This window comes from Aquimarina mytili (assembly GCF_016735115.1).
In the GTDB taxonomy this organism is placed as follows: Bacteria; Bacteroidota; Bacteroidia; order Flavobacteriales; family Flavobacteriaceae; genus Aquimarina; species Aquimarina mytili.
Genome location: NZ_JAERQJ010000014.1, coordinates 1 through 16,799 on the forward strand (window position 1 = coordinate 1; position 16,799 = coordinate 16,799).

Annotated in this window: 14 protein-coding genes, 1 tRNA gene and 1 rRNA gene; 9 read left to right on the top strand and 7 right to left on the bottom strand. The window is 31.8% G+C overall.

Annotation, left to right across the window (positions count from 1 at the left end; all coding sequences use genetic code 11):
- Together rrf and JJQ60_RS20390 are read left to right on the top strand one after the other, a co-directional pair.
- Positions 1-103 (top strand): 5S ribosomal RNA (rrf, locus tag JJQ60_RS20385); the annotation flags it as partial.
- A 126-nt stretch (positions 104-229) separates the two neighbouring features.
- The gene (locus JJQ60_RS20390; RefSeq protein WP_201924364.1) at positions 230-736 is read left to right on the top strand and encodes a TlpA family protein disulfide reductase; all 507 of its coding nucleotides are present in this window, start codon (positions 230-232) and stop codon (positions 734-736) included.
- Positions 737-798: 62 nt separating this feature from the next.
- On the opposite strand, the gene JJQ60_RS20395 is transcribed toward JJQ60_RS20390, so the two are convergent.
- Positions 799-1,941 carry an acyl-CoA dehydrogenase gene (locus JJQ60_RS20395; protein WP_201924365.1) on the bottom strand — a complete coding sequence of 381 codons (1,143 nt, stop codon included), beginning with the start codon at positions 1,939-1,941 and terminating at the stop codon, positions 799-801.
- Positions 1,942-2,394: 453 nt separating this feature from the next.
- On the opposite strand from JJQ60_RS20395, the gene JJQ60_RS20400 reads away from it, so the two are divergent.
- From JJQ60_RS20400 to JJQ60_RS20430, 7 genes are all read left to right on the top strand, one after another.
- On the top strand, positions 2,395-3,621 hold the full coding sequence (locus tag JJQ60_RS20400; RefSeq protein ID WP_201924366.1) for a Glu/Leu/Phe/Val dehydrogenase dimerization domain-containing protein: 1,227 nt from the start codon (positions 2,395-2,397) through the stop codon (positions 3,619-3,621).
- A gap of 26 nt (positions 3,622-3,647) precedes the next feature.
- The gene (gene nhaB, locus JJQ60_RS20405; RefSeq protein ID WP_201924368.1) at positions 3,648-5,117 is read left to right on the top strand and encodes a sodium/proton antiporter NhaB; all 1,470 of its coding nucleotides are present in this window, start codon (positions 3,648-3,650) and stop codon (positions 5,115-5,117) included.
- Positions 5,118-5,202: 85 nt separating this feature from the next.
- Positions 5,203-5,886 (top strand): MotA/TolQ/ExbB proton channel family protein, encoded by a 684-nt coding sequence (locus tag JJQ60_RS20410; protein WP_394369558.1) that lies wholly within the window; start codon positions 5,203-5,205, stop codon positions 5,884-5,886.
- Position 5,887: 1 nt separating this feature from the next.
- Entirely contained in the window at positions 5,888-6,280 is a 393-nt protein-coding gene (locus JJQ60_RS20415) for an ExbD/TolR family protein (RefSeq protein WP_201924372.1), read from the top strand.
- Between the two features lie 2 nt (positions 6,281-6,282).
- Positions 6,283-7,170: an energy transducer TonB gene (locus JJQ60_RS20420; RefSeq protein ID WP_201924373.1), complete on the top strand. Its 888-nt coding sequence runs from the start codon at positions 6,283-6,285 to the stop codon at positions 7,168-7,170.
- 7 nt (positions 7,171-7,177) lie between these two features.
- Positions 7,178-8,395: a bifunctional folylpolyglutamate synthase/dihydrofolate synthase gene (locus tag JJQ60_RS20425; protein ID WP_201924374.1), complete on the top strand. Its 1,218-nt coding sequence runs from the start codon at positions 7,178-7,180 to the stop codon at positions 8,393-8,395.
- Between the two features lie 87 nt (positions 8,396-8,482).
- Positions 8,483-8,557: transfer RNA gene (locus JJQ60_RS20430), tRNA-Val, on the top strand.
- 105 nt (positions 8,558-8,662) lie between these two features.
- On the opposite strand, the gene JJQ60_RS20435 is transcribed toward JJQ60_RS20430, so the two are convergent.
- The 6 genes from JJQ60_RS20435 to JJQ60_RS20460 form a co-directional block, all read right to left on the bottom strand.
- The gene (locus JJQ60_RS20435) at positions 8,663-10,831 is read right to left on the bottom strand and encodes a prolyl oligopeptidase family serine peptidase (protein ID WP_201924375.1); all 2,169 of its coding nucleotides are present in this window, start codon (positions 10,829-10,831) and stop codon (positions 8,663-8,665) included.
- A gap of 284 nt (positions 10,832-11,115) precedes the next feature.
- Positions 11,116-11,295 carry a hypothetical protein gene (locus tag JJQ60_RS20440; protein WP_201924376.1) on the bottom strand — a complete coding sequence of 60 codons (180 nt, stop codon included), beginning with the start codon at positions 11,293-11,295 and terminating at the stop codon, positions 11,116-11,118.
- A gap of 86 nt (positions 11,296-11,381) precedes the next feature.
- Positions 11,382-11,561, bottom strand: a complete 180-nt coding sequence (locus JJQ60_RS20445; RefSeq protein WP_201924377.1) for a hypothetical protein — start codon at positions 11,559-11,561, stop codon at positions 11,382-11,384.
- Positions 11,562-11,718: 157 nt separating this feature from the next.
- Entirely contained in the window at positions 11,719-13,464 is a 1,746-nt protein-coding gene (locus JJQ60_RS20450) for a helix-turn-helix domain-containing protein (protein WP_201924378.1), read from the bottom strand.
- Positions 13,465-13,482: 18 nt separating this feature from the next.
- Positions 13,483-14,358: a thiopeptide-type bacteriocin biosynthesis protein gene (locus JJQ60_RS20455; protein WP_201924379.1), complete on the bottom strand. Its 876-nt coding sequence runs from the start codon at positions 14,356-14,358 to the stop codon at positions 13,483-13,485.
- Positions 14,355-16,637, bottom strand: a complete 2,283-nt coding sequence (locus tag JJQ60_RS20460; protein ID WP_201924380.1) for a lantibiotic dehydratase family protein — start codon at positions 16,635-16,637, stop codon at positions 14,355-14,357. The genes JJQ60_RS20455 and JJQ60_RS20460 overlap by 4 nt, the downstream gene beginning before the upstream one ends.
- Positions 16,638-16,799 lie beyond the last annotated feature (162 nt).

Below are 16,799 nucleotides of genomic sequence, written 5' to 3' on the forward strand. Positions count from 1 at the left end.
TGGTTATAGCATCGGGGCTCACCTCTTACCATTCCGAACAGAGAAGTTAAGCCCGTTAGCGCCAATGGTACTACAATCGTGGGAGAGTAGGTCGCCGCCTTCCTTGAAAACCCTTCATTATCATAATGAAGGGTTTTTTTTATATCCTGTTTTTTATGTTGTGAATTTAAGATTGTAACGACTATCTATAGTAGAATGTGTATTTTTAGAAATACAAATCAATAACCATATGAAAAAACTATTTCAATATATAATATTTGTTATAATAATTGGGGGTAGTGTGTTTTATCTATTTACTAAATATTCTGGTGTGGATGAAGGAGAACAAGCTCCTGACTTTGAAGCAACTTTAGTAGATGGTACGCCTTTTAAGCTATCTGATTTAGAAGGAGGTTATGTTTTACTCGATTTCTGGGGTTCATGGTGCCCACCTTGTCGAAAGGAAAACCCTAAATTGGTTAAGCTTCATCAAAAATATTCTGATAGACTTACTATAGTAACCATTGCATTAGAAAAAGACTCCTTATCATGGAAAAAAGCGGTCAAAAAAGATGGATTCTTATGGAAGAATCAGATTGTTAATCAGAACAGGTATGTAATGTTGTCCTCAATAGCAAGAAAATATGGAGTCTCAGAGATCCCTGCAAAATTTCTTATTTCTCCTGAAGGAAAATTATTAGGAAAACTTTCTTTTAAAGAGATCGATAACTTGTTTTCGGTTACAAGTAATTACTAAATATAATAGCCCAAATTATCATCTATAATTTGGGCTATTATATTTAGTAATTCTTTATTAAATTAATCCTTAAGAATACTTCGGGATATTACGATTTTCTGAATTTCACTAGTTCCTTCATAGATCTGCGTAATCTTAGCATCTCTCATTAAACGTTCTACATGGTATTCTTTTACAAAACCATTACCACCATGTACCTGTACGGCCTCAACAGTAACATCCATTGCTACTTGAGAGGCATACAATTTTGCCATTGCACCCGATAAATCATAGCTTTCATGATTGTCTTTATCCATTGCGGCTTTATATACCAACATTCTTGCAGCTTCTATTTGTGTATGCATGTCTGCAAGTTTAAAAGCTATGGCTTGATGATTCATAATTTCAGTACCAAAAGCCTTTCTAACCTTGGAATATTCTTTTGCTAGCTCATAAGCGCCTGCGGCAATACCCAAGGCTTGAGCAGCAATACCAATACGTCCACCAGCAAGAGTTTTCATTGCAAATTTAAAACCAAAACCATCTTCGCCAATGCGGTTTTCTTTTGGAACTTTTACATCATTAAAAATAAGAGAATGAGTGTCACTACCACGAATTCCAAGTTTATCTTCTTTTGGACCAACTTCAAAACCTTCCCATCCTTTTTCTACGATAAATGCATTGATACCTCTATGCTTTTTTTCTCTATCAGTTTGAGCAATTACTAAATAATAATCTGCACTTCCACCATTAGTAATCCAGTTTTTGGTTCCATTTAAAATATAATGATCTCCTTTGTCTATTGCTGTTGTCTTTTGCGAGGTAGCATCACTTCCAGCTTCAGGTTCAGATAAACAGAAAGCTCCTATCGATTCTCCTGTTGTTAATTTTGATAAATATTTTTCTTTTTGCTCAGGAGTTCCATAAGTGTCAAGTCCCCAACATACCAAAGAATTATTTACAGAAACAATTACAGAACAAGAAGCATCGATTTTAGATAACTCTTCCATGGCTAAAACATAAGAAACAGTATCCATACCACCACCTCCGTATTCTGGAGAAGCCATCATTCCTAAGAAACCAAGCTCTCCCATCCTTTTTACTTGTTCGGTAGGAAATTCTTGTTTATTATCACGTTCTATCACTCCTGGTAGTAATTCAGCTTTTGCAAAATCGCGAGCTGCATCGCGTATCATTAATTGTTCTTCGGATAGTTTAAAGTCCATATTTCTTTATGATTTACTGTGCGTGCATAACACGCAATTTTTGGTTTTTGATGAAAATAAATCGAGATAACTTCGATATTTTTATTAATCTTACAAATATAGTTGATAATATGATAGTTTTAATGTTTTTTTTATTTTTTGATAACATCATTTTTTTAACATAGAAATTTAAAAAACGAATCCATATGCTTTGATAAAATTGAATATTCTTCATTGAAAAAAGTATGCTTAAGGGGGTATAATTTTATTTTATTTAAGCTTTTGCCATGTTTAGTTTTTTATATTTGTGAGTCGCATATCGACAATAGTTCAATTTATTGTAATATTCTTTAATATGACTCAGCTCTAACCTCCGTTTGGGGGATTGTTTTTTAATTAAAAAAATAGATCAACACTATTGGTGTTGTTTTTAGAACATAGAGTTAAATGCCTAATAAATTGAAATCATTATCAATGAAAGAATTATTAAAAAAATACGAAAATAAGGCTCCAGAAATTGTCTTTAATTGGAAGGATTCCGAAACAGAAGCAGAGGGATGGACTGTTATAAATTCATTGCGAGGTGGTGCTGCAGGAGGTGGTACTAGAATGCGTCAGGGATTAGATATGAATGAGGTACTTTCTTTAGCAAAAACTATGGAAGTAAAATTTACAGTATCTGGTCCAGAAATAGGAGGTGCCAAATCTGGAATTAATTTTGATCCTAATGATCCTCGAAAAAAAGGAGTGCTTAAACGTTGGTATAAAGCAGTGTCTCCACTTTTAAAAAGTTATTATGGTACAGGGGGAGATCTAAATGTAGATGAAATCCATGAAGTGATTCCTATTACTGAGGAATGTGGTGTTTGGCACCCACAAGAAGGTGTTTTTAATGGACATTTTCAACCATCAGAGGCCGATAAGATAAATAGAATAGGACAATTAAGACAAGGGGTTATTAAAGTTTTAGAAAATACTACTTTTTCTCCCGATGTTTCCAGAAAATATACTGTTGCCGATATGATTACAGGATATGGCGTGGCCGAAGCTGTGCGTCATTATTATGAAGTGTATGGAGGCGATGTAAAGGGAAAAAGAGCCATTGTTCAAGGTTTTGGAAATGTTGGATCGGCCGCTGCTTACTATCTTTCTGAAATGGGGGCTAAAGTTGTAGGTATTATAGATCATGCTGGAGGACTTATAAAAGAAGAAGGATTTTCTTTTGAAGAAATAAAGCAATTATATCTTAATAAAAAGGGAAATAAACTCTATAACGAATCATTGATTTCTTTTGAGGAAATGAATGAAAAAATTTGGTCGTTACCAACCGAGATTTTTGCTCCTTGTGCTGCATCAAGGTTAATCACAAAAGATCAAATTACGAGTATGATTAGTGCAGGTTTGGAGGTTATTTCTTGTGGTGCCAATGTTCCTTTTGCAGACAAAGAAATATTCTTTGGCCCTATTATGGAATATACTGATGAAAGAGTGAGTTTAATCCCAGATTTTATTTCTAATTGTGGAATGGCGAGAGTTTTTGCTTACTTTATGGAGCGAAAAGTACAAATGACCGATGAAGCAATTTTTAAAGATACTTCAGAAACTATAAAAAAAGCAATTCAAAACACATATAATACTTTACAAACAAAAACAAATATAAGTAAAACAGCTTTTGAGATAGCTCTTAAGCAACTGATATAATATTAATCGAATAACCAAGTATAACTATGTTTAAATATTTTCTAGGTAATAGCCCAAAATGGTTTAAAACTGTAATGATCGGATTTTTAATTTTTAATGTATTTTCTTATTTCACTTTAGGGGCCACTATTACAGCTTGGTTGTTTATAGGAGAGTTTATTTTTACTTTGGCAATGGCACTTAAGTGTTATCCACTGCAGTCAGGAGGTTTGTTGGCGATTCAAATTCTAATATTGAATCTTACAACCCCTAAAAAGGCTTATCATGAGGTAGATCAAAATCTGGAGGTAATTTTATTACTAGTTTTTATGGTTGCCGGTATTTATTTCATGAAGCCCTTACTGATGTATATTTTTAGTAAGGTGTTTACCAAGATAAAATCCAAAATGATACTCTCTTTATTGTTTGTGTTTCTGGCAGCAGTACTGTCGGCATTTTTGGATGCATTGACAGTAACCGCGGTTTTAATTAGCGTGGCTGTTGGGTTTTATGGAGTATATCATAAAATTCATTCAGGGTCTGGAGATTATGACGAAAGTGGAGTACTCGATAGAAAAGAATTAAGCGGCGAAACACTGGAGCAATTTAGAAGCTTTTTAAGAAGTTTGGTTATGCATGGAGTCGTAGGAACGGCACTTGGAGGAGTATGTACTTTGGTGGGAGAACCTCAAAATTTATTGATAGGAGAGAGAATGGGTTGGGATTTCATTGAATTCTTCTTAAAAATGGCCCCAATTTCGATACCCGTTTTAGGAGCTGGGCTTTTGACCACAATGGTTCTAGAAGGGACTAAAGTATTTGGTTTTGGAGCTAAACTACCCGATGTAGCAAGAACAATTATTGAACGATATACCGAAGAAGAAGATGCAAGCCGATCAGATAAATCTAAATATGGACTAATTGTACAAGCTGTTTCTGCTTTATTATTGATTATTGGGCTTGCATTGCACCTGGCCCCAGTTGGTTTTATTGGCTTAGCGCTTATCGTAGTACAAACGGCATTTATGGGAATTATTGACGAACATCAATTAGGACCCGCTTTTGAAGAAGCATTGCCTTTTACAGGATTGCTTGTGGTGTTCTTTGTGATTGTAGCGATGATTCATGATCAACATCTATTTTCTCCGATTATCGAATGGGCCTTAACCCTAAAACCAGAAGATCAACCCGCCATGTTTTATGTTGCAAATGGAGTATTGTCTATGATAAGTGATAATGTCTTTGTGGCTACGGTATATATAGGCGAAGTGAAACAAGCATTTGATAATGGAGTTATTACTAGAGATCAATTTGAAAAACTAGCAGTAGCTATAAATACCGGAACAAATTTACCAAGTGTTGCAACGCCTAACGGTCAGGCAGCATTCTTATTCTTATTAACTTCTTCTTTAGCTCCTTTAATAGGTTTGTCATATACTAGAATGGTAAAAATGGCTTTTCCATATACAATAGTACTAGGAGGTATTGGTTTATTAGGAATTATTTACGTACTATAAATACAAAAAAACATATACTTAACCTGTAGAAATAACGTTAGTATACTAACACTAAATTAACAAAACTAAAATGATAAATTTATTTATGCTTAGCGCTTTAGCCCAAAAAGCCAGTGAGTCTACAACTAACGAAGAAAAAACATTATCTATAATGGATCTTTTACTTAGTGGTGGAACAGGAGCAATAGTAATCATTGCTATTTTATTTGTATTACTGTTTGTTGCAGTTTATATATATTTTGAAAGACTTTTTGCTATTAAAGCAGCCTCAAAATACGATGAGAGCTTTATGAGTAAGATTAGAGACAATGTTGTCAGTGGTAAAATTGAAGCAGCAAAAATCTTATGTGCGCAAACAAATAATCCAGTAGCCCGACTAACCGAAAAAGGGATTTCTAGAATAGGTCATTCTTTAGAAGATATTAATAAAGCTATTGAAAATGCAGGTCGACTGGAAGTATACAAACTAGAAAAGAATGTAAGTATTTTGGCAACTGTAGCAGGAGCCGCGCCTATGATTGGTTTTTTAGGAACCGTAATTGGCATGATTTTGGCATTTCATAATTTAGCATCTAGTTCTGGAACTGCGGATATGGGAGTTCTTGCAGAAGGTATTTATACTGCCATGACCACCACTGTTGGTGGATTAGTAGTAGGAATTATAGCTTATATTGGATATAACCACCTTGTAGTAAGAACTGATAAGGTGATTCATAGTATGGAAGCTAATGCAGTGGATTTCTTAGATTTGTTAAACGAACCTGCATAATATGAATTTAAGAGGAAGAAATAAAGTAAGTCCGGAGTTTAGTATGTCATCGATGACAGATATTGTATTTCTGTTATTGGTTTTTTTCTTACTAACTTCTCCTGCAATTACCCCGGAAGCCTTGGATTTAGTATTGCCAAAAGCTAAAGGTAAAAGCTCTAATGTGCAGAATATATCGGTTAGTATAACCAATAAGTTGCAGTATTATATTGATGATGAGAGAATAAGTCAAAGCCGCTTAGAATCTTTGTTATTGTCACGTTTAGAAGGGCAAAATGAGCCTACAATTATTTTGAGAGCCGAAGAAGGTGTTCCTATAGAAAAAGCAGTAGGTGTGATGGATATAGCAAATCGTAATAAATTCAAAGTTATATTAGCGGTGAAACCCGAATAGAAATGATAAAGCTCGATACAAAACATAAAAGAAAGTCCTTTGTGTTAACATTGATTGTACACATAGGGATCGTTTTTTTATTGTTTTATCTGGGCTTAAGCTACATTGATCCAGAAGAAGAAAGTGGTATTGCTTTAAATTTTGGAACCACTATAGCAGGATCGGGTAAAGTTCAACCTAATAAACCTATAAAATCATCTCCAAAACAAACTTCTCAAAAACCGACACCTCCTACTTCTGATGTACAAAAGGTAGTACCAGAAATTAGAGATAAGGTAGTTACTCAAGATATAGAAGATGCTCCAGTAATAGATAAAAAACCAAAAAAGAAAAAGACAGAGCTACCGAAAAAGAAACCTGAAAAAAACATTTCAAAACAAAAGACGGTCGAAAAATCGGTTGAGAAGCCTATTAAAAAGGTGGAGCAGAAAAAACCAGATCCTAAACCAGATAAATCTACTTTAGATATTCTCAATAGCTTTTCTAATGGTCCAAAAAGTGATGGAACAGCAAAAGGAGGAGAAGGAAATGATAAATCACCTGGCGATAAAGGAAATCCAAATGGAGATCCTAATGCTAAATCGTATTATGGGACTGGTAAAGGGTTAGATGGAGATGGTAATTACCGATTAGGAGGACGTAAAGCCTTAAATAAAGAAAAATTTGTTCAAAATTGCAATGAGTCAGGTATTGTTGTTGTAAAGATAGAAGTTAATCAAAACGGAAATGTTATTAGAGCTACTCCTGGAGTTAAAGGAACTACAAATAGTACGCCATGTTTGATGGAACCTGCAAAAAGAGCAGCTTTAGCCACACGATTTAATAGCGACTCTAAGGCGCCTGTAAAACAGGTTGGCGTCATTATCTATCAATTTAAACTTTCAGAATAATATTTTTATGACATATACTGAGACACTGGATTGGATGTTTACCCAATTGCCAATGTATCAACGTCAAGGTGCTAGTGCATATAAAATTGATCTTAGTAATACTTTTGATTTAGCTTCTTATCTTGATAATCCTGAGGCCAAATTTAAAAGTGTTCATGTAGCAGGTACAAACGGAAAAGGCTCTACCAGCCATATGTTGGCCTCTATACTACAAGAAGCTGGTTATAAAGTTGGATTATACACCTCGCCACATCTTAAAGATTTTAGAGAGCGTATTAGAATTAATGGTGAGAAGATTTCGAAAGAATATGTTGTAGATTTTATTCAAAGACATCGATCGTATTTTGAAAAAAATCAATTGTCATTTTTTGAAATGACCGTAGGAATGGCATTTCAGTTTTTTGCAGAATCCAATGTAGATATTGCTGTTATTGAAGTTGGTTTAGGAGGAAGATTAGATTCTACTAATATCATTAAACCAGAAGTCTCTGTAATTACTAATATTGGACTAGATCACACTCGTTTTCTTGGAAATACGATTCCTGAAATAGCTAAAGAAAAGGCAGGGATAATTAAAGATAATATTCCTGTTGTGATTGGAAGAGCTACCACCGAAACCAAGAACGTTTTTCAAGAAAAAGCAGATATGCATCAAAGTGATTTGTATTTTGCTGAAGAGTATACCGAACCACTTTACGATAGTGATTTGAAAGGTAATTATCAAAAGGAAAACATGAAAACGGCTTTACAAACGGTTTCTATTTTGCGAGCAAAAGGTTGGCAGATTAAAAAACAGGATATTCAACGAGGATTAGGTTCTGTTGTCGCAAATACTGGGCTATTAGGACGGTGGCAGATTCTTAGAGAGGTTCCTAAAGTAATATGTGATACGGCTCATAATGCAGATGGGTTAATCCCCGTTATGAAGCAATTATCAAAAGAAAGATATAATCGACTTCATTTTGTTTTTGGAGTAGTTAATGATAAAGATTTAAATACAATTTTGCCTTATTTGCCTAAAGATGCTCAATATTATTTTGCGAAACCGAATATTCTTAGAGGGCTTGATGAGAAAAAATTGAAAGACGAAGCATTAAAATTTAAATTAAAAGGCGAAGAGTATGCGTCAGTTAAAAATGCGTACAATGCTGCATTACAGGATGCTGCAGATCAAGATGTGATATATGTAGGCGGAAGTACATTTGTCGTTGCAGAAATAATTTAATTTTTCTTCAAAATTCTTTTGGTAGACTATAAAACTGTCTTATATTTGCATCCGCAATCAGGAAGTAGTATTGCAAAAAAACATTAAGGGCGCGTAGCTCAGTTGGTTCAGAGCACTTGGTTTACACCCAAGGGGTCAGGGGTTCGAATCCCTTCGCGCCCACAGAATAAAAAACCTGAAGATTTTTCTTCAGGTTTTTTTCGTTTAACTAAAAAAGGATTGTAGTGATTTCTTTTTTAAAGGAATAACATCCTAATTCTATTTTAATCACCTGCTGTTTTTTGGTTGATAATCCGGATGACCGGTTTGCCAAAATGCAAAAGTAAAAACCGTGGCAAATCTTTCAAATTGTTTTAATTTGGTGTTGTCAATACCGTGTCCCGCATCTTTATCGATTAATAATAAATTCTTTTTCTCAGATATATTAGCCATTAGAAGTTTTGCTGCAAATTTCACAGAAAACCATGCAGGTACTCTAGCATCATTTAAACCTGCGGTTAATAAGGTTGCTGGATACTCTTCTCCATATTTAATATGGTGATATGCGTCCATTTTTAGTAAACTTTTAAACTCTGTAGAATCGCTAAGGGCTCCAAACTCTTTTATGTTTGTTGCTCCATTAGCTCTCATTTCTGAACGTAACATGTTTAAAGAACCAAATTCTATAATTGCTGCAGCAAACAGGTCGGGTTTTTCAGTAATTGCTCTTCCTACCATTATTCCACCTGCACTTCCACTCCAGATGGCTAGTTTTTCTTTTGATGTGTATTTTTGTGATACTAAGTATTCGGCGCAGGATATGAAATCTTTCCAGGTATTAGGTTTTGTAGATTTATATCCTCCTTTGTGCCAAGCATCACCTTTTTCTCCTCCACCTCTTACATGAGCAGTTGCAAATATTCCTCCTTCTAAAACCCAGAGCAATCTACGTAAAGAAAAAGTAGGTGTGAAAGAAATACCATAAGCTCCATAGCCATCCATTAAAAGGCGGTTTTTACCGTCTTTTTGTGTTCCTTTTTTATAGAGTATAGATAGAGGGATTTTTTCTCCGTCATGGGCTTCTATTTCGATTTCTTCTACAATAATTTCGTCAAACAGTTTACTGCTTATAGTCTCATTTAGATTTTTATCAATAAGATTATGATTGTCGTATTCATATCGTTTGTTGTCGGAGGTCCAACCGATTGCGGTGATCCATAATTCAGAGTATTTTAGCCCTTTTGCAGTAATATTAATATTACCATAGACCTTGGGGAGTTTTATTTCCTTAATAGTTTTGTCATCATATTTATATAAGCTAGCTTTTACACCATTTTTACTTTTAACAACATATAATCCATCTTTGGTTAACTCAAAACCTGTAATGACTTCATGTTTATTTTCTTTTACGAGTATTTTTGGGTTGTCAAAATTTGGATTTATAATTGAAGTAATGCATATTTTGAAGTTAGGGGCATTTTTTGAAGTTTGAAAAATAATAGAATCACCCTTTAAAATGCTTTTTTTTACTTGATGAGATTTCTTGAACAGCGGTTTCCAGTTTTTGGTTTCAATTTCATCAATCGGGAGATAATATGAATTATAGTAACTACCTACTCCTGGAGTTTTTCCAATCAAATATTTACTTTCCTTACTTTCAAACTTAATGATAGGAAAATCATCTTCTTTTAATTTTAGTTTTGGATTATTTGAATACGAGAATATCTCTTTTATGCTTTTTGGATCGTCCCCTAGTTTGTAAAGTACAGATTTGGTGTTATTTAAAAACTCCATAGAGGTTACATCTATACAGGGGTAATGTAGATATATGAAACTGGTATTATCTGGTAACCATGTTACGCCACCTAAATAAGATGGCCATGCGTTGTCTATTACTTCGGGCAGTACCTTTTTTAAAGGTACGTCAATAATAATCATTTGAGAAACTTCTTTGCCTTTTGTAGTTATACTAACTACAATTTTAGACCCATCCCAGTTGGGTTGGATATAATTTATTATATATTCAGCTTTAGAATTTGGATCGAATTCTTTAGGATCATATAAAAATTCTTCCTTACTAGAGAATGTTTTTCTATAATAGAGTTTGGGGGCATTCTCATTAGGTAATCTTTTTAAGTAGAAATGATTGTCGTTTTCGGTTACCTTTAATTTAGTTATAACATGCTCTTTTTTAGTATCAAATTCTATTTGTTTATCGATTAAGTATTGTTTTTTTTCGATTCTATTTAATAGATCTGTAGAGATTTTATTTTGTGTTTGAATCCATTGGCTAACTTGCGGATTATTCAGGTTTTCGGCATATCGGTAAGGATCTTCAATTTTTTGACCATGATATATTTCGATCACAGTTTTGGGAGGTAAAATGTCTTTTTTATCTTGGGGTAAAATTAAATATGGAGATAAAATGACAAAAATGAATACAAATTTTCTATACATAATTTAATAAATTCATTTGCAGGGATTGAGTTTTTAATTTTGAGGATATTCTAATGAGCGTTTAGTAATATTGAATTGGTTGTAACTATTCTAAATTTTTGACTTTTAGATTCTTTTTGTTTCGATAAAGTATATAGTTTCCTTCTCACATTTTTTGATATGAGAAGGAAACTATATATGGAATTAATAATATGTTTTAAGAACTTTCAAATTGAATAGGTGTAATGTGTTTTTCAATTTATACATATAGAAAACTTAAGGGTAGTTTAATTCTAATGCTTTTACTACTTTAGATCTTCTCCTACATTACATATTTCTCGAACAAAAGTGTCAGACTTAATTTGAAAATTAACTCTGTTCTGATTTCCTTGAACTCCTCCTTTAATAAGATCAAGGTTATCAAGTTTAGTAATTCTTAATTTATCAAGTGTAAGTTTAGCCTTTGGATTGTTTATTGCTTTCATGTTGTGTTTTTTTAATTTGTGATTTTCCCTATTTGCAGTATTTGTTTTTTATAGAGTTTTTGAATTCTTCAATTTACCTTATAGTGTTACATTAAGTCAAGATCTCCTTGGTAACATTCTTCACCAAAAGTATCAGAACCAAAAGTTGTATTGGCTCTATTTTGCATTCCTAGAGCTCCTCCTTTAATGGTATCAAGGTTATCAAGTTTAGTAATTCTTAATTTTTCTAAAGTAAGTTTAGTCTTTGAGTTGTGTGAAGTTTTCATGTTTTTGTTTTTATGATTTGTTGATGGTGCTAAAGTATAGGTAAATCGCAAAAACAAAGAGTAATTTATGGTGTAGTGGTCTGGTTTTCAGGAATGCAGATGTCTGGATTCCTGAAAACAGATTTTTAAAATATTGAAAATCAAACACTTATGTGTTTTATTGATTTTCCGTATTAAATTGCTGTTTTTCGAGTTGTTTTAGGAAAAATGATGGATAAATTCCTGTAGTTTTATAAAAAGATTTAGAAAAAGCTTCGGTCGTATTAAAACCTATTTCATTTGCGATAGCTTTGATTGTATATTTTCTGAATTTCGAGTTTGATTTTAATTCTTCAACTACATAATCAATTCTCAGTTCATTTACATAATTGCTAAAACTTTTATCCTTATGCATATTAATTACTTTGGATAAATATTTAGAATTTGTTTTAAATCTTTTAGATAGACTACTTACTGTTAGATTAGCTTCTAAAAACTCATTGTTTTTTTCGAAAGATTCCAAATTCTTGAGGATGTCATTGACTATAATTTCTGAAATCCCTATATCGGTGGGTTTAGCATTTTCAGGTTTCTTATCAATAGTTATTGCTTCTGTTTTATGTATAGACGGTTTTTTATTGTTATCTAATAACTCCAGAAATCTCTTTTTGTAGGTTCTTTTCTTTTTCTCGTTTAGGAAAAGAACTATTAATAATACTAAAGAAACTATGGATAATATTACTAAAACAATAATCTTGGTCTTATTAGTTTTCTCAAGAGAGTCGATAATCTCTTGTTTTTCTAATATTAAATTAGGCGTAGAATATTCTTCATTAATTTGTCTGGATAAGTATTTAAAATTATTGTCAAGTATACTATCTACAGTTAATAGTTTATCGATATAAAAAATTTGCTTATCAGTATTTTTTCGTTCTTTGTAATATTTGATTAACAATTCATATGCTTCTCTTATTTTAGGAAAGAAATATTGAGTAGAAAATGCTATTGAATCAACATTTTTAAGATGATAGATGGATTCGTCAAAATTATTTTGGGAAAAATATATTTTACCTAAATAGAGTTCTACTCTTTCTGCTGTGCCAGGACCTTGAATTTTATAATCCCTTAGTTTTTTTAATTTATTAATACTGTCAAGGCCAGGTTGATATTGTTTTTTATAATAATGAGCCATGGCGGTGGTCAATAAAAGTCGAGTGTATAAAATACTGTCTTTTGATTTCAGACTTAGACGAATAGCTTTTTTATTGATGGCATATGCAGAATCGTATTTTTTTATTGCATTATATACGGTACCTGTGGCATAGAGCGATTTAATATAATCATATTCGTGCTCTCTATGTTGTGTAAATTTGTCTTCGTAATAGTTTACAGTTGATTGTAAAAGTTCTAGACTTTCTTGGTATTCTCCAAGATTATTCTTTAAAATGGCAATAAAATATTTTGTTTTAAATTTTTGATCAATATTATCATTTTTGTTCGCATATAAATTAGCCTTTACTAATTCATCCATAGATTTTTGATAGTATCCTTTAGAGCCAAAAACTCTTGCTTTTAATAAATATGCTTTGGCGGGGTAATCAAAATCATTTATATTTTTGGTAATAGTGATTATGCTATCAGCATATAACAAAGCATTGTCATGTTCTGATACTGTTGCAAGCATATAATATCCATTAGCCTTTTTTATAATGTTTGTGTCTTGTTTAGCTTTTAATAAGAAAGCTTGAGCATATACACGAGCTTTTACAGAATCATTTAATTGCAGATTGAATTTTTCTAAAAGCTCAGTATATTTTTTTTGAGCTAATGTGGTTATATTATTTTCATTAATTTCTTGCGCATAAATGTTTTGAAGAAACATTAAAATGGCAAGAAAGATGATTTTGTGTTTATTTTTTTTCATTTCCTAAGAGATGTGTTTTCAATTAGAATTAAATGATACAGTTTTCATGGTATCAGCGTTATATTTTTTGTATAAAAAATCATAAACTATAAGCTCATAAAAACGTTGTTGCGATCTAAATGCCCTATTAATCATCATATGTATATAGCTGCTGATAAGTTCATTTAATGGTATTTCTAAAGCATCATTTTTTTTGTGATTCAAAATAGTATCGATAATTCTAGTTGTTTCATTAGTTTTATTAAGCAATACTTCATCTAAAATATCGTATGTTTTATTTGAATGGTTTGTATTAAAAAAATCAGCTATTTCTTTTTTTATACTTGTATATTTTTTATTAAGCTGTTTGTTAAGTGTTTTGTCAGCATTAAATTCGGTTTTAAAATTATCTTTATTTCTAGAAACCAGTATTACCTTTTCTTTAACTCCATACTTGAAATTTTCTAATAATTGATGAACTGCCTTTAAAATGAACAAGAAATATAATTGTTCATCTTGTATTGATGTTATAGCATCTAATAGCATCTTACTTTCATGATAAAACATTTGTTCAGACTCTTCAATAGTATTTGATCCATATCTTTCAATCTCTCTTTGGTAGGTATCTACCTGAATTTTAAAAATTATATCATCATCTACATATGATCTTAAAGCTTTATTTATCAAAAGAATCACTTCATTAATTTTCTTAACATCATGAAGATGAAATCTTACTCTCAAGTGGTAATCAGGATCATTATATCGTATAAAAAACCATTTGTCAATAAGTTTAGTTTTAATTAAATGTTCACTTAACGGTTTTACGGTTTCTGTTAATATGATATCAGACATTCTCGCCCCACAATATAATTTGTAATACAACCATTCGTCACCTAATAAAAATATTCTTTTCATTTTTCTAGATATGTGTTTTTATTAGTGTAGCGCTTTTCTTTTTTGAACGATCTAATTTTTTTTTCATTATAAAAAGAAAATACAAATTGATTGGAGTAGTTTTTTTCATCACTTTTGATAATACTTTCTTCAGTAAATAAAAATTCTTCTAATATAAATTGAACTCTATTTTTGATTACATTAAGTAACATTTCAATAGAAGATTTATTCTCTAGATTAATTAATAAAGTATTATCACTATCAATTAATTGAACATATTTAGGGATCTGGAGCGATGATCTCAATGTTTTTAGTTCTTCAATAATATCTTTACCTTCTTCAAGGGATTCAAATAAGGCATTGATACTTTTTACAGTAATTTTCCACCGGGCCTTAGAAAAGATAAACTCTTTGTATTCAACTCTTGGTAAAAAAGCATTTTTATTAATCAATTCTCCCCAGTTGAATCCGATTGAACCTCTTAAATTTTGGTATTGAAGATCACATAAAAAATGATAAATAGGTAAGCTGTTTTGCCCTCTATAATTATGAGCATTTGTTAGTCTGGGTATGATTTCTTTATTATGTGTTTTAGATCGTAAAATTATCTTATTACGTTTTACAGAAATCATTAAATCATCTATGGAGATTTGCTGTTCTTCTGGAAGATTTGATTTTCCTAAATAAGGTATTTCATAATTTCTGATTGTAGCTCTACGTATTACATTACCTGTCCGAGATTCTGGAAGATGTATAATTTCTGTTAAGAGCTTATCTGGATACATTTCTTGTTCAAGATTGGCAATATCCAGAACTTGTCTCATGATTTTTGCATTTCCGGTAGAAAATCGACCTAAAAGATTAGCCGCAGAAGAACCTCCCATGTTTTGCAATACAATTTTATCTTTCCCGTCAATTTTTATGATTTCTACTAATGACGATATTGTATCAGGTAGATCATTCCAATCTTCTTGAAGCTGTTCAAAATCTTGATCATATAATTGTAGGGTATAGCTATTATCTTCTTTCGTTTGGATCAATTTCTTGTGTAAGATTTCATGAACAGGATTCCATGAGACTCTATGTGTATCCTCTTTTTGCGCTGGAATGTTCAGACCTTCCAAAAATGGTTTGTAATCAGCATCTACTTGATTTTGAAGATAGCCAATGCCAATTTCTGTGTCTAAAGCTTTTGCGAGAGGAATTTCTCTGGTTTCATACCTCTTTATAAAAGCGTTTTTAAATTGTTGAAGATTAGAGTTTTTTTGCGGAAAACTTATTTTATTTAAAAGACTCATTACCCTTTTTGTCTTGTAAGCAAATCGGATGTCCAATACATTTTGCTGGACTTTAGGATACATGTCTGTTTGAAATAAATACTTAGGTTCAAAAACAACATCAAGCTTTTTTATCTCTTGGCTACTTTTTGTATAGGCATCAATAGGGTTGCCAACCGCTTGATCTATTTGATCCAGGAACCTTTGGAAATAATTTATTTGATTAATAATAACTTCAGTACCATCTAATTTTGTTAGAGTTTCACAAATTTGAATTAAAAAATCTTTTCCCGTAACCGAAGGTTCCAGTTCGCTTACCAAGATTTGATTATCAATTAGTTGTATTACGTATTCTTTGGCTTCCTCCAGAGATATTTCGTCATTAACTAAAAGTGAAGATAATTCTTCAACTTTTTTACCTGATTTTGCACTTTGGAGAATAGTTTCTAAATAGGGTGTATGGGTAACGGCTTCTATACTATGTTGCCTGTTATTATACTTGTTATAGGTATACTCAACATATCTGTATTGCTGTCCTATTTTATATAGACTATTATTGGGATACCATGATAGTTGATTTTGTATATATTCTTCTTTGGATAATTTTTGAGAAAATGCAACCAAAAAATTCATATCAAACCTGGTTTGTCTTTGGTTTTTGATAAAACGATCAAATTCTATATGTGTGGATTTATCAAATTTACCTACACCACATCCGGCAAATATCCCAAAAGGAGTACACCTAGAAGACATTCGAGAGAGATATTTAAGTAAAGAAGATTGTAGTCGCTGAGTCTTTTTAGAATCTTTCATTTTACCTGAAAACCACTTTTCTATTTCTAGGAAAAGCTCAGGAGATGCCAGAAAAACAGCCTCTTTAATTACGGCATCATTCCATATTTTTTTATACTCTTCAAAAGATATTTCTTTACCCTTTGTTAAGTTGTAATAAAAATCCAATGATAGCAGAGGTATACGAATACAAAATTCTTCAAAAAATACATATGGATTTTTCTGTGTCAAAGTAAAAATTATAAATAAGCCCCAGTTAATAAGAACACAAATATACAGTTTTCTTTAGAATTGTTTTTTTTGCTTTCAATTGAGTTAAATAGTTGATAATCAATGTTTTTTTGTTTTTTTTCTGTCACTTAATTCCATGAATTACGGGTCTTGATTCCTGAA